At 59.8% G+C, this 14,918-nt stretch carries 8 protein-coding genes; 6 read left to right on the top strand and 2 right to left on the bottom strand.

Going from position 1 to position 14,918, the window contains the following annotated elements; all coding sequences use genetic code 11:
- Nucleotides 1-30: 30 nt before the first annotated feature.
- Entirely contained in the window at nt 31-804 is a 774-nt protein-coding gene (locus tag CU102_RS24265) for an SDR family oxidoreductase (protein WP_106713707.1), read from the bottom strand.
- Nucleotides 805-1,071: 267 nt separating this feature from the next.
- Between CU102_RS24265 and CU102_RS24260 the strand changes: the two genes are divergently transcribed.
- Nucleotides 1,072-2,661: a winged helix-turn-helix domain-containing tetratricopeptide repeat protein gene (locus tag CU102_RS24260; protein WP_106713661.1), complete on the top strand. Its 1,590-nt coding sequence runs from the start codon at nt 1,072-1,074 to the stop codon at nt 2,659-2,661.
- A gap of 925 nt (nt 2,662-3,586) precedes the next feature.
- Here the strand turns inward: CU102_RS24260 and CU102_RS24250 are convergent.
- Nucleotides 3,587-4,246, bottom strand: a complete 660-nt coding sequence (locus CU102_RS24250) for a TetR/AcrR family transcriptional regulator (RefSeq protein WP_106713659.1) — start codon at nt 4,244-4,246, stop codon at nt 3,587-3,589.
- Nucleotides 4,247-4,350: 104 nt separating this feature from the next.
- Between CU102_RS24250 and CU102_RS24245 the strand changes: the two genes are divergently transcribed.
- The 5 genes from CU102_RS24245 to CU102_RS24220 form a co-directional block, all read left to right on the top strand.
- Nucleotides 4,351-5,535 carry an HlyD family secretion protein gene (locus CU102_RS24245; RefSeq protein ID WP_106713658.1) on the top strand — a complete coding sequence of 395 codons (1,185 nt, stop codon included), beginning with the start codon at nt 4,351-4,353 and terminating at the stop codon, nt 5,533-5,535.
- A gap of 1 nt (nt 5,536) precedes the next feature.
- The gene (locus CU102_RS24240) at nt 5,537-7,051 is read left to right on the top strand and encodes a DHA2 family efflux MFS transporter permease subunit (protein WP_106713657.1); all 1,515 of its coding nucleotides are present in this window, start codon (nt 5,537-5,539) and stop codon (nt 7,049-7,051) included.
- Between the two features lie 360 nt (nt 7,052-7,411).
- Nucleotides 7,412-8,731: an alpha/beta hydrolase gene (locus CU102_RS24235; protein ID WP_425351597.1), complete on the top strand. Its 1,320-nt coding sequence runs from the start codon at nt 7,412-7,414 to the stop codon at nt 8,729-8,731.
- Nucleotides 8,732-9,435: 704 nt separating this feature from the next.
- A complete protein-coding gene (locus tag CU102_RS24225; protein WP_106713654.1) occupies nt 9,436-11,172 on the top strand; it encodes an adenylate/guanylate cyclase domain-containing protein in 1,737 nt (578 codons plus the stop codon).
- Between the two features lie 446 nt (nt 11,173-11,618).
- The coding region (locus CU102_RS24220; RefSeq protein WP_106713653.1) for a DUF5801 repeats-in-toxin domain-containing protein at nt 11,619-14,918 on the top strand (3,300 nt) is incomplete at its 3' end.

Raw genomic sequence — 14,918 nt, 5'->3', positions numbered from 1 at the left:
GCGCAGCCTTACGCTGCAGATCGCGACACTTCAGCCTCTCGAATGATCCTTTGTCTGAGATACCGTATAGCTGAGCCAGTCCTCAAAACGGGTCGATCCGATGCGGGGATTGTCGCCGGGCGTAAGCGTTAGATCGTTCAACTCCGCACCAAAATAGCGTGCATGGACATCGGGGATCACGGTTCGCGGGTCCTTCGTGGCTTGCAAGTATTGACGCACAAGCTCATCGATCGGCACCCGTTCAGGCCCGGCGATTTCGACAGTGCCGTTCATCGGCACCCCGACCGTGATTTCTGCCATAGCGTCAGCCACGTCGTCACAACCGATAGGCTGGAATAGGGCAGGTGAAAGGTGGACATGCTCTCCCACCGTTCCTGATTGAGCGATGCGGCCTAAGCACTCGAAGAACTGTGTTGAACGGACGACCGTATAAGGAATGCTCGAGGCCTTGATCAGCCGTTCTTGAGATATCCTCCCACGGAAGTAGCCATTGTCAGGACAACGCTCGATGCCGACCACCGACAGCACAACGTGATGTGTGACACCCGCGGCTGCCTCCGCAGCAAGAACGCTACGACCTGACGCCTCAAAAAACTCCAGAACCGCCTTATCATCGAATGAGGGAGGATTTGCCACGTCGACGACGACCTGAGCGCCTGCGAATGCGATAGCCAGTCCCTCACCAGTCAGGTTGTTCACGCTCGTGTTCGGTGTTGCCGCCACTACCTCGTGGGCCCGCTGGCGAAGCTTGCTGGCGAGCTTCGTTCCGATGAGGCCGCTGCCGCCGATGACTACTATTTTCACGATTTGGCCTCCGTTCCACATCGATCTGATCAATTGTGAGGGAGAATGCCAGCACGGTGGCAGGAAGTCATTGTAGAGACCTTCAAATACGATTTACTCTGCCTTGAATATTCGTTTAAAAACCGGCAAATAGTGGTCCGGTGAGAGGTCGAGCCGCGATCCGCCTGACGACGGCCACTGTCCTTCCAATAGCTCCCACCTGACAGTGCTGGCTCAATCGCATGGCTACATGACCGACACGTTTGCACGGGTTTGGAGATCGCCTAAATGCAATTTGAGTTTGGAGACTACATTCTCGACCCCGACCGACGGGAACTCACCCGAGGCTCCGAGGTGATTTCAATCGGCCCGCAAGTCTTTGATCTGCTGGTTCACCTGTTACAAAATCGCGAGCGCGTCGTCAGCAAGGATGACCTGCTTGGCGCGGTATGGGACGGCCGGATCGTCTCCGAAGCAACGATAACCAGCCATATCAATGCGGCGCGCAAGACGATTGGCGACAACGGTCAGGAACAGCGCTTGATCCGAACAGTCGCCCGCAAAGGCTATCGGTTCATTGGCGAGGTTACCGAAGCAAACTCATCGGATGGTTCCAGCTTGTCGACGACCGATCCCGAACGCGCTGAACTGGACCAGCCTTCCGAACTCTTGCTGACCTTTCCTGACAAACCCTCCATTGCGGCCTTGCCGTTCCACAACTTGAGCGGCGATCCAGAGCAGGAATACTTCACCGACGGCATGGTAGAAGACATCATCGCAGCGTTGTCACACATCCGCTGGCTGTTCGTCATCGCACGCAATTCGAGCTTCACATACAAGGGCCGGACGGTGGACGTTAAACAGGTGGGGCGCGAGTTGGGAGTTCGATATGTGCTGGAAGGCAGCGTGCGCAAGGCAGCAAACCGGGTCCGCATCACAGGGCAGCTCATCGACGCCACGACGGGAGGACATCTCTGGGCAGACCGATTCGAAGGCACTATCGACGACATCTTCGAGCTGCAGGACCAGGTCGCCACGAGCGTTGTTGGCGCGATTGCGCCGCAGCTTGAGCGGGCTGAGATCGAACGAGCGAGGAAGAAGCCGACTGAAAGCCTCGATGCGTACGACTGCTATCTGCGCGGCGTGGCGGACGTGCAAAAGGGCACCAAAGCGGCCATCGAAGACGCCCTGCCGTTGTTTCACAAGGCAATACAGCTCGATCCGGATTTCGCCTCGGCCTACGGGATGGCAGCTTGGTGCTATTTCTGGCGCAAGGTCAACGGCTGGATGACCGATCGGGCGCAGGAGACGGCCGAGGGTTCTCGACTGGCCCGGCGGGCCGTCGAATTGGGCAAGAACGATGCGGTTGCCCTCACCAGAGGTGGTCATGCGCTCGGCCATCTCGCTGGCGACCTCGATGGCGGCATCGCATTGCTCGATCGGGCTCTCGTGCTCAATCCGAACCTCGCGGCCGCCTGGTTCCTCGGCGGCTTCCTCAGAACCTGGCACGGCGAACCAGACGGCGCAATCGAGTACTTCGAGCGAGCGATGCGGTTGAGCCCCCTGGACCCGGAGATGTATCGCATGCAGGCCGGCATGGCGATCTCGCATTTGTTTGCAAGGCGCTTCGACACAGCGTCGTCATGGGCGGAAAAATCATTCAGGGATTTGCCGAGCTTCCTGATGGTGGTCAGCGTCATCGCGGCAAGCCATGCACTTGCCGGGCGGGCGGGCGAAGCGCAGCGCGCGATGCAGCATCTACGCCAGCTCGATCCAGCGCTGCGCATCTCCAATCTCACGGACTGGCTTCCGATCCATCGACCGGACGATCTTGCCATATTCGCTGAAGGACTGCGAAAAGCAGGGCTCCCAGAATAAAAATTCGCTCGTATCTATTCGGCGATTCTGGCTGCTGGGACATCGAGCATGGACCGGACTTGGCACGATGGATTGACGATCTGCGAGATGGTCACTTTGCGCCAAAATCCGCGCTACCTCCTCATTTGGCAGATACGGACGATGACGTGGCGCTTAACGATCCGGAGCTTAGAATTGTATTCAGCGCATTGCTTCGAGACTGTTTTTCCAACGTTGTTCAAGGGCCCGTATCTACAGACCTATCCCGTGTCGCAAGGCGCATGTCGGTCGATGCAGCGCGCAAAGGCGTGTGCCGGCGCTAACTTTTAGAGTCGTAGTTTGCCAGTCCTAAGTCGAGACATCCGTCGTTTCTCCCAACTCCACCATTGGTCGACCTAGACGAAGGAGTAGTACCACTGCACGCAAGTACGATGCCCAGCGCGCGGCCATCGGGTCATGATGGTCATACTCAACCCGATCAAAGAAAGGACTGAAAATGACACCGCGCGTCAAACTGACATTTTTGTCCACAGACCGACTGCATCGGCGCTTCTCCAGACCTTCCTGCTAGGTGCCTGCTTCGTGGTGCAGATCGGTGCACCAGAGATGTCGAGGATGCCGGGCGTCCGGCGCGCCATTCAGATGATGGATGATCACAGCGCGGCAAGCGCTATGCCAGTGACAACAAACTCCATCTTGCCCGCTGCGAACAGGCGACCCTCCGTCGATGCAGCAGCATGAAGTGTCTTTTGACGTGTCGCATACAAGCCTCGGGCCGCGGCTGGACCTCGTCAGACGCTCCCGTACCAACTTGGCAATGCCAGTAGCGTCGCAGCTAATTGGGTGAAGAAGAGGAACGCGACGAATGGAATGAACCCATCTCCGCCCTTCCGATTGTCATTAGCTGCTGTAAAGCCTAGCCTGCCAACGCAAGTCTGAACTCCTCTCATTGAGCGCGTTCCTTTGGAGCAGGCCGACGATCGCCGCCATAAATTCCGTGAAGGAAAATGCTGATCGCCGAGGCCACGAGGGCTTCCGCTTCCGCAGGCGACGGCGGCGGCCGCAATCCGAGAATGACCTGCAGATGGAGATTGTCGCGCAGCATGCCGACGAGGTGGTCCGCCGCTTTATTGCAGTCGTCGATCTGGATTTCACCGCGGGACTTTGCTTCTTCCAGTACTTCCGCGAGGCGGCCTGAGGCGCGGCCCGGTCCTTTGTCGTAGAAGGCCTTCGCCAACTCGGGAAAACGCAGTGCCTCGGTCATAATCGAGCGATAGACGCCGATAAGGGCAGGCGACATGTAGATGGCCATTAGCCGCCGCCCAAATTCGAGCAGGATTTCACTGAGGTTCCGCCCGGCAAACCGCTCGACGGAGAGCGCGGCGAGGGCCGAGTCTGCGCTTTCAGTAATCAAGGCGGTGAATAAGCCCTCCTTGTTTCCGAACTCGTTGTAGATATTTCGCTTCGAGCCGCCGATACGCTCGATGATCGCATCGATGCTGCTTGCGGCATAGCCCTGCTCAAAGAAGACTTGGGCTGCCGCCTCGAGAATGGCGGCACGCCGGTCTTCCTGGGGCATGCGCTTTGAGCGAGCGGGTGTAGCCATGGGAGAACTCCATTCGTTATTTGCTTTTGCCCCTTGACTGGTACGGTACATTACCTTACCTGTCAAGCATGGTACGGAGCATTACCAGATTTTGGATGGTGAATATGGAACTCGTGAAAGAGACCGCGACAGAAGAAAATGCATTGATCAGCTTAAGGCGGGAGGACGACATCCCGGTCGATCACGCGTCACCCAAAAGGACGCGGCGCAAGAAGCTCTTTCTCGTGTTTGCGGTGGGACTGGCGCTTGCCGCGGCAACGTGGTGGGGCTGGACGACGTTCATTGCTGCGGACACGGAAGCCACAGAGAACGCCTACGCAAATGTTGAGGTGTCCCAGGTGACGCCCCTCGTCAGCGGGCCGGTCAAGCGTGTCCTGGTCGTCAACAGTCAGCAGGTCCGATCCGGCGATATCCTGGTCGAGCTAGATGACACCGATCTTCGACTGGCGGTCGATCAGGCCGAGGCGGCACTCGGGAGAGCGCGCCGTCAGGTTCGTCAGATAGAGGCGAACGACGAAACCCTGGCCGGGCTGGAAGCCGCCCGTGCCGCGGACGAGGCGACGGCGAGGGCGGACCTTGCCCGCGCAGAAGCCGATCTCGACAAGGCGCACCTTGACGACGGCCGCGCGAAGACCCTCACAGTCAAGGGTGTAGTCCCAGTCCATCGGCTTGACGACACGGGAACCGTGGTCCGTCAGTCCCAAGCGGCCATTGCCCAGGCCAAGGCCCGCATCGCTGCTTCGGAGGCTGCCCGGACTGCGGCCGCAGGCGCAAGGCGGGCCAACCAGGTGTTGATCGAAGATGCGAGCGTCGAGACCAACCCCGAGGTCGTGGCGGCTCAGACCAAGCTTGATCAGGCCAAGGTAGACCTTGAGCGGGCCATCATCCGTGCACCCGTTGACGGCATCGTCGACCAACGTCGCGTCGCCGTCGGCCAGCGCATTCAGGCGGGCACCCCGATAATGGCTGTGGTGCCGCTGCAGGCGATGTATGTGGATGCCAACTTCAAGGAGGTGCAGCTCCGCCGCGTCAAGCCCGGACAGCCCGTGCACCTGGTTTCCGACCTCTACGGGTCAGACGTTGTCTATCACGGCCGCGTCGAAGGCTTTGCCGGAGGAACGGGTTCGGCGTTTGCCGCGATCCCGGCACAGAACGCGACCGGCAACTGGATCAAGGTTGTCCAGCGCCTTCCCGTGCGAATCCGGCTCGATCCGAAGGAACTGCAGGAACACCCGTTGCGCGTGGGACTGTCGATGCACGCGACGATCGATCTGTCGGGAGCGCATTAGGATGTCGGGGGCCGGTCATCCGCCGCTGAGCGGAGCAAAGCTCGTGCTGGCGGCGGCCGCGCTGTCGTTCGGCAACTTCATGGTGGTTCTTGACACGACGATCGCCAACGTCGCTATGCCAACGATCTCGGGCGACCTCGGCGTTTCGACGACGGAGGGGACCTGGATCATCACCGCCTATGCCGTTGCCGAGGCGATTACGGTGCCGTTGACGGGCTGGCTGGCGCGACGGTTCGGGGAGGTACGCCTCTTCTCGGTCTGTGTCGTTGCGTTCGTGATCACTTCGATCCTCTGCGGTCTCTCGGGAAGCCTCGAAATGCTGGTGCTGTTCCGGATTCTTCAGGGATTCGTGGGCGGGCCGCTCATTCCATTGTCTGCAACGCTGCTGATGTCGGTGTTCCCGAAGGAAAAGTCGAACGTCGCATTGGCGATATGGGGCCTCACGACCGTGGTCGCGCCCATATTCGGACCAATCCTCGGCGGGTACATCTCGGACAACTACTTCTGGGGCTGGATTTTCTACATCAACATTCCGTTCGGTGCGGCGGTCGGCGGCGTGACGTGGTGGCTGATGCGAACGCGGGAGACCCCGATCGAGCGCAAGGGCATCGACGTCGTCGGCCTGCTGCTCCTCGTCGTCTTCGTCAGCGCCTTCCAGTTGATGATAGACAAGGGGCGCGAGCTCGATTGGTTCTCGTCCTCGTTCATCGTGGGATCGGCCATCGTGGCATTCATTTCGCTGGTTGCCCTCATCATCTGGGAATTGACCGACGAAGACCCGGTACTCGACTTTTCGGTGTTCAGGTCCCGCAACTGGCTTGTGTCGACGGTGTCGCTCGGCCTGATGTTCGGCCTGTTCTTCGGCAACATCGTCCTGACGCCCCTTTGGCTTCAACAGATGATGGGATATACGGCGACTTGGGCGGGCCTCGCGACAGCGCCGATGGGCATACTTGCGGTTATTACAGCTCCGATTGTCGGTCGGCTGATGACGAAGATCGATCCGAGGCTGATCGTCAGCTACGGCATGGCAGTCCTGGCCGTTTCATTTTACATGCGCGCGCAGTTCACTGCGCAAGCTGACTACATGTCCGTCGCCATCGCAATGTTCGTCCTGGGGGCAGGCGTGCCGGCTTGTCTCGTGACGCTAACGTCGCTCGCCGTCTCTGATCTTCCGCCGGAGAAAGTGGCGAGCGGCTCCGGACTGCAGAACTTCATCCGCATCATGGCAATGGCGGTCGGAGCCTCGCTTACATCCACCTACTGGGAGCATGCCACAAAGGAGAGCCGCGCCGATCTCGTCTCGATCATCGATCCGACAACAGTGCTGACCACGCCGTCAGGGCTTCCGGACGGGTCCGGCCTCGCCATGTTCTCCAGGATGGTCGATATGCAAGCGGTGATGCTCGCAACCAATAATTTCTACGCGATGGCGACGGGTCTCATTTTGATATTTGCCGGCGTTATTTGGCTGGCAAAGCGGCCGAAAGGCCCGATGAAACAGGTGAGCCACTAAAGCCGCATTTGATTCGGTGCAGAGCTCGGTGTCTTGGTCTTTTCATTTCACGCTTCCCGTGTTTTGACGTGACGACCATGAACATCGAGAGCGAGAAAATGCAGTACTATTAGTCGAACACTTGTCTAAGAGAGCTAAACTGCATTTGGCGACCGTGGGGAATGGTCGAAGTTTGTATGTTGCCAAGAGCGTCGCTTTCGGCCCCGCCGGACGCATATTTGTTCCTGGGGACAAGTCGAGTTATTGGAGGTAAGATCGACCCCAACGACGAGCTCCGATTGGCTAAGCCGGCCGCCGCAACCGAGGCGAGGATCGTCCGTTATGCCGTCATCTCGAGGCAGTCGGGCTGTGGGGGGACGCATGGGACAGGTCGGATCAATAAGTTTTTGTCGGGCAATGGCAGGGCTCCTCTTGCTTGTCTCCCTTGCTGGCTGTGCCACGCAGCGCGCGGAGGTTGCAACGCTGCCCGTTACTGCGTCGCCGGCGTTGCAAAGCACCCAGACCGTTCAGTCCCGCGACAGTTCCGGAGCCGCCGACCTCCTCTACGTTACCGACCGGGCACCTGTAACTGCGTCGAACAGAACGTTGTCCTACGGTGCCGAAAGAGCCATATTCTTGAGCTTCGGGTCGGTGTCGATCACCCCTACGCGCGATTCTCCCTCCAGCAAAGGCAAGTTTCGTGTTGGCGCGATTTCCGAGACCGGACGGTTTCCGGCGACGCCTTACGGCGTCGTGGCGACCGCGAACGGGCCACGCCGCACGCCGGTGGCAGTCGCTGCCCATGAACAGGCTGCCGCATCGCTGCAGGCCGAAGTCGCCCGTCGTCTCGCAACAGCCGATCGCAAGGAAGTCGTGGTCTTTATTCACGGATACGGCAACAGCTTCGACGACGCCGCGCTCGCCACAGGCGAGATTTGCAGGTCGCTGCAGAACCAGTTTGTCTGCATTGTCCTGACATGGCCTGCTGGGGGCTCCGGCGGCTTCTTCTTTGGCTACAACATCGACCGCGAGTCGAGCGAGTTTGCAGTCGCGGACCTCAAGAAAGCCATTCGCATCATCGCGGAAGCCAAGGGTGTCGAGCGGCTTCACCTCCTGGCGCATAGCCGCGGAACCGATGTGCTCGCGAGTATGGCCCAGCAACTCGCCATCGAAGCCTATATTAGCAGATCCTCGCTTTGGCAGCGCTACAAGATCGCGAACGCGGTGTTTTTCGCTCCCGATATTGATCTCGATGTGGCTTCTTCCAAGTTGTTCGCGTGGGTATCGGACCCCGACCTTGCTTTCGGCAGCAAATCAAATCCAGGCGCGTTCCCGCCTCAAGGCCCTATGCATCTCACGGTTTATTCCTCTCCCAGGGACAAGGCGTTGGGGGCATCAACGCTGCTCTTCGGCAGCGCCTTGCGGCTGGGGCAGCTCGCTGTCGCAAGACTTCCCAAGGACAGGAGCGAGGCGGCGTCCCAATGGGCAGGGTCTAACATGGGAGGGCTGGTCGATTTCATCGAGTTTTCAGGCGGCCGCGGCTTCATCGGCCATAGCTATTTCTTGTCCGATCCGGCTGTTAAGGCGGACTTAGTTGCGCTCATCCGCGACAGAGTGAAGGCGGGCGATCCCCGTCGCCAACTCGTCGAAATCAAACGCCCTTTCTGGCGAATATCGGATGTCCAGCAGGCCTCGCGATGATTGTCCCAAAATGATCCCTATTGCCGCGCCTTTGTAAACCGTGCAGACGGTCTGATACTCAGGCTGCAATCTCCCAATTAGGTTCCTGACCCGCCGTCGATGCCGCAGGCCGCACAGGGCCGTCGGCCAGGAGCCTTGTCAGTACTGGCGTAATCGTGTTGCTGATATCGGTAGCATGGGATCATCGATCGCGATCCCCGTGTCTCTCGGCGAAAGCGTTGGCGCATTCACGCAAAGTGAGGGGTCGCTGCGCCTTCCTAAGGATTTCAAGCGTAAGCTGGCGGGTGTTTGTGTCCCTGAGGCCCGAATTCAGCTGCTCCATCGAGCCTGATCGCGACGGGCGTCCGCGGCGCTTGCGCGTGGGTTTGTCGACCGTCCAATCAGGATCAGAACTCGTCGGCATGAAAATGCTCAGCAACTTGACGACAGCTGGATCCCACTCTTCCACCCCTTAAACTTCGCTAGCACCCAAGTTGCCCGGTTTTGCAGCCATCAGCAATATGATGCCGCCGTACTGGCGTCCATGGTGTGCGAGGGCAACTTTGGCGGCGGCATTACCGACTGCGACACGACCAAGGGCACGTTCAAGGTAGCTTGCTTTCAAACGGCTCCGATCAAAGCGACAGGCCGACGGACTGATAGACTTTTGTAGACTGCACCAATACAATTGCATGCTCTGCGTTCTGTGAAAGGAGTCATGTGAAGTGGCCGAAGAACGCGCCCATCGCCGTCTCGCCGCCATATTGGCCGCCGATGTCGTCGGCTACAGCCGACTCATTGAACGGGACGAGACGAGCACGCTTCAGGCACTGAAGGAGCGCCGAAAGAACATCCTGATGCCGCTGATGGCATACCATCGGGGACGCATCATCAAGGTGATGGGAGACGGCGTTCTGGCGGAATTTGCAAGTGCCGTCAATGCTGTCGCCTGTGCGGTCGAGCTTCAAGCCAGGATGGCAGAGGCGAACAAAGATCTGCCAGAGGATCACAAGATCGTTTTGCGCGTGGGTATCAATTTGGGCGATGTCATCGTCGAAGGGGGCGATCTGTACGGCGACGGCGTCAACGTGGCTGCCCGGTTGCAAAGCCTTGCTATGCCGGAAGATATTTGCATCTCCGGAAGCGTGTATGATCAGGTCAAGCGCAAGCTGGACTTCGTCTATGACGAAATTGGCCCGCAAACGATGAAGAACATCGCCGAGCCGGTACCTGTCTATCGGGTCTGGGCGCCTTCCTCCAGGCAGGAGTATTACGGTTCGGCGGAGAAGGCGTTGCCACTACCAACAAAGCCTTCGATCGCCGTCCTTCCATTCACGAATATGAGCAACGATCCGGAGCAGGAGACGTTTGTCGACGGGCTCACCGAAGACCTGATCACCGACCTGTCAAGGACCGCCGGTTTGTTCGTCATCGCGCGCAACTCGACCTTTGCTTACAAGGGAAAATCACTGGACGCGCGGCGCATCGCTCACGACCTTGGCGTGCGCTATCTTCTGGAGGGCAGTGCCCGGCGGGCCGCCGGGCGGGTCCGCATCAACGTGCAGTTGATCGATGCAATCCGGGGTGACCATCTGTGGGCCGAACGGTTCGACCGCAGCCTGGAGGATATCTTCGCCGTGCAGGATGAGGTGACAGGCAAGATCGTCGAGGCCCTGATCGGCCGGTTGACGGTTCAACCGGCGCGTAACAAGCCCGCCAACCTGGAAGCTTATGAACTGTGTGTGCGTGCACGGACTCTGGGCCTTCAAACGTCACTGGCGGCACGCGAGGCGATTTTCCTGTTGAAGCGCGCGATTGCGCTCGACCCGGAATATGCCGAGGCGCACCGCTGGCTGGCGCTTAACCTGTGGTTAGCCTGGGAATTTTGGGACGAGCCGATGGATCCAAGCCGGGCAAAGGCAGAGGCGGAAGCGCAACGGGCCGTGGCGCTCGACCCGAACGACGCCGGAAACCGCTGGGTATTAAGTATTATCCTCGGGCATGAACGCCGCTGGGCAGAATCGGATGCGGAGTTTGAAGCCACCCTCAAACTTGATCCAAACTATGCGGACGCATGGGCGATGCGCTCGGATCTGATTACGTTAGCCGGCCGGCCGGCCGATGCTGTCGAACACGTATACAAGGCGCTCAGGCTCAATCCTCACCCGCCTGGTTGGTATTACTGGATGCTGGGGCAAGCGCAGTATGCGCTTCACGACTACAAGTCCGCAGTCCAGACGTTGCTCCGGCCCGAAACCTATCGCACGACATCGCGCCGCATTCTAGCGGCGAGCCTGGCGCAACTCGGACGCCTGGAGGAGGCGCACCGGGAGGCAGAGATGTTCATGATGAGGAATCCGAATTTCACAATTCGGCATTGGTCGGCTTCGCAACCCTTCCGCGATGAAGATCTCCGGCAGCACTTTATCGAGGGCTATCGCATGGCCGGATTGCCAGAGTAACTGTCGTTGGCCAGGCATCCGGCCTATCTGTATCTCAAGCAATCTCGCAAAACACGACACAATAACTCCACTTTGTAGATCGAATTGCCTACCTGCATTTTCAATGAGTTTGCAGTATTGTGTAAAGTTAAGGAGAATTTCGCGCGTAGACGCGGGGGGTGATGGCCATAGTATTCATAGATTGCCGTTGAATTTTTTCCAGCTCTCTCTTGTACTGTCTGAGAAATTAATCTTCGACGTTCTTATCAGAGCGATCTCTAGGTATGGCTATTCACCTTAATACTATCGAATTGAGAATGGACGGGTGCTCTCGATCGGCGAGACAATAGTAGTCAATTGAGAGCCGTAAATTCAATGCGAAAGGGGATAAACCCCGGCGGGTGCACTTCGGCACCTGGGGGGCTGGATCCTTTTTCCTGATGCATTTTAAACCGAGGAGAATTTCCATGGCACTCGACATCACCACCCAAGACATCATCATCGACGAGAGCACCGGTCTTACGGACAATGATGTTGACCCGTCCGTTTCGCCGCACGACAGCAACACCACGCTGCAATATATGCTAACTCTCGACGGTGCGGGCGGGCTGACCTCACCGGAGGTCGCCTTCCAGACCGATTTCGTAGAGGCCACGGCGAGCGCCGGGGAAACCATTGCCTCGGTCATTCTCACCCAGGACTCGTCCGGGACCCCGTTTTCCACTACCGTCGGCGTGAACAGCGGGATTCAGACGGTCGATGGCAATTATGTGTGGCTGTTCCAGGACTCAACTGATCCAACCGTCGTGATCGGCGTCATTGGTACCTCCGACCCGCTCGTCGAGCCCGCTGAGACCGGGCCGCTTGCCCTCTCGTTTGCGCTGATCAGCACCAGCAACACCAATGCGGACCTTTATACGGTCCAGTATGTGCCGTTGCTCCATCCCGATGCGACCGACCCGGACGACCAAATCGATCTGACCGATAAGGTGTTCGCCTCGGTCACGGGGACGTCCGTGAATAATTTCTCAGGCCAGAACGCCGCGCCAGGTAATAATGATTTCTATGTGATCAATTCGTCCAATGACGCTACCAAGCAGCTTCTGGTGACAGGTTTTCTGGGGGCGGCCAATGCCACCGCCAACGTGAGTACACAGGGCTTCGGCGTCAACAACCAGAGCATTAATCCGACCGAAACGCTGCAGGTCGATTTTGTCACCGGCGGTACGCTGCCCGCAGGTTCTGCCGCGCAAATCCAGTACGGCAGCCATCTCGATAACGTCATGCAGGCGGGGTTCACGATCAATCAGATCACGCCGTCTGCTCCGAATTTGCGGGTGGACATCAGGATCAGCGCCTTCGACGTTACGGGCAACGAGCAAGGCTTGAACTTCTACGACGGCAGCCCGACCGCCGCCGCGCCCATTACCAGCATCACGTTGACGGGCGCATCGGGGTTTGCGTCGCCCATCATCGCCAACGGCACCTATGCTACGGCGGGCGGCAATGTCACCGTCAGCGGGCTCGGCACCGGCGTCGTCACCGTCACCGGGCTCGATAACGTCACCACCGTCGATGTCACAACCAGCAGCCAGATGGATCGGCTGACGGTTACGGGGGTCGATTCAAACGAAGGGCTCGACATCACCGAGTTCCATTTCTCGGCGCAGACCACCAATGCCCACAGCGAAGAGGTTGGCTCCTTCATCAATTTTGACGATGACGGCCCGACGATGACGGCAGACGGTGTTGTGCCGGAACTGACGGTGGATGAGACCGACCTGACGACCAACGCCAGCGCGGATTTCTCGACGGCCTTCACCTCGGATGCCGGTGCAGATGGTGACGCCATCACCTATGCGCTCGGCATCAGCCAGGTCACGAACGATAGCGGCCTCACCGACACCGCAACCGGCGACCCCGTCCTGCTGTTCGTGGAAGGTGGCAACGTGGTCGGCCGTGCCGGCTCAGCCGCCGGCCCGATCGTGTTCACGGTCAGCGTCAGCGCCGCTGGCCTCGTGAGCCTCGACCAGGCTCGGGCGATCGTTCACGCGGACGCCACTGATCCGGACGACAGCACGACGTTGGCTGCTGCCGACCTCATTACCCTGACGGCGACCATCACCGACAACGACGGGGATGAGGCCTCGGCCACGCACGACATCGGCCAGAGCCTTAACTTCGAGGATGACGGCCCGACGATCACGGCAGACGGTGTTGTGCCGGAACTGACGGTGGACGAGACCGACCTGACGACCGACGCCAGCGCCAGCTTCGCGGGCGCCTTCACCTCGGATGCCGGTGCAGATGGTGACGCCATCACCTATGCGCTCGGCATCAGCCAGGTCACGAACGATAGCGGCCTCACCGACACCGCAACCGGCGACCCCGTCCTGCTGTTCGTGGAAGGTGGCAACGTGGTCGGCCGTGCCGGCTCAGCCGCCGGCCCGATCGTGTTCACGGTCAGCGTCAGCGCCGCTGGCCTCGTGAGCCTCGACCAGGCTCGGGCGATCGTTCACGCGGACGCCACTGATCCGGACGACAGCACGACGTTGGCTGCTGCCGACCTCATTACCCTGACGGCGACCATCACCGACAACGACGGGGATGAGGCCTCGGCCACGCACGACATCGGCCAGAGCCTTAACTTCGAGGATGACGGTCCGACGATCACGGCAGACGGTGTCGTGCCGGAACTGACGGTGGACGAGACCGACCTGACGACCGACGCCAGCGCGGATTTCTCGACGGCCTTCACCTCGGATGCCGGTGCAGATGGTGACGCCATCACCTATGCGCTCGGCATCAGCCAGGTCACGAACGATAGCGGCCTCACCGACACCGCAACCGGCGACCCCGTCCTGCTGTTCGTGGAAGGTGGCAACGTGGTCGGCCGTGCCGGCTCAGCCGCCGGCCCGATCGTGTTCACGGTCAGCGTCAGCGCCGCTGGCCTCGTGAGCCTCGACCAGGCTCGGGCGATCGTTCACGCGGACGCCACTGATCCGGACGACAGCACGACGTTGGCTGCTGCCGACCTCATTACCCTGACGGCGACCATCACCGACAACGACGGGGATGAGGCCTCGGCCACGCACGACATCGGCCAGAGCCTTAACTTCGAGGATGACGGTCCGACGATCACGGCAGACGGTGTCGTGCCGGAACTGACGGTGGACGAGACCGACCTGACGACCGACGCCAGCGCCAGCTTCGCGGGCGCCTTCACCTCGGATGCCGGTGCAGATGGTGACGCCATCACCTATGCGCTCGGCATCAGCCAGGTCACGAACGATAGCGGCCTCACCGACACCGCAACCGGCGACCCCGTCCTGCTGTTCGTGGAAGGTGGCAACGTGGTCGGCCGTGCCGGCTCAGCCGCCGGCCCGATCGTGTTCACGGTCAGCGTCAGCGCCGCTGGCCTCGTGAGCCTCGACCAGGCTCGGGCGATCGTTCACGCGGACGCCACTGATCCGGACGACAGCACGACGTTGGCTGCTGCCGACCTCATTACCCTGACGGCGACCATCACCGACAACGACGGGGATGAGGCCTCGGCCACACACGACATCGGCCAGAGCCTTAACTTCGAGGATGACGGGCCGACGATCACGGTGCCGTTCGACGGTGACCAGAACGCCAACAACGGTAACGGGACCCACGAGACCCTGGCCAACGTGCTCAACGCGTCGGCCACCGGAGCCTTCGGGTACAACATCGGCGCCGATGCGCACACGGCCGCGTTCTACACGGGCGGCGGTTCCGACTTC

Origin of the sequence: Phyllobacterium brassicacearum, from assembly GCF_003010955.1 — a bacterium.
In the GTDB taxonomy this organism is placed as follows: domain Bacteria; phylum Pseudomonadota; class Alphaproteobacteria; order Rhizobiales; family Rhizobiaceae; genus Phyllobacterium; species Phyllobacterium brassicacearum.
This window is presented reverse-complemented; position numbering and strand designations above follow the sequence as displayed.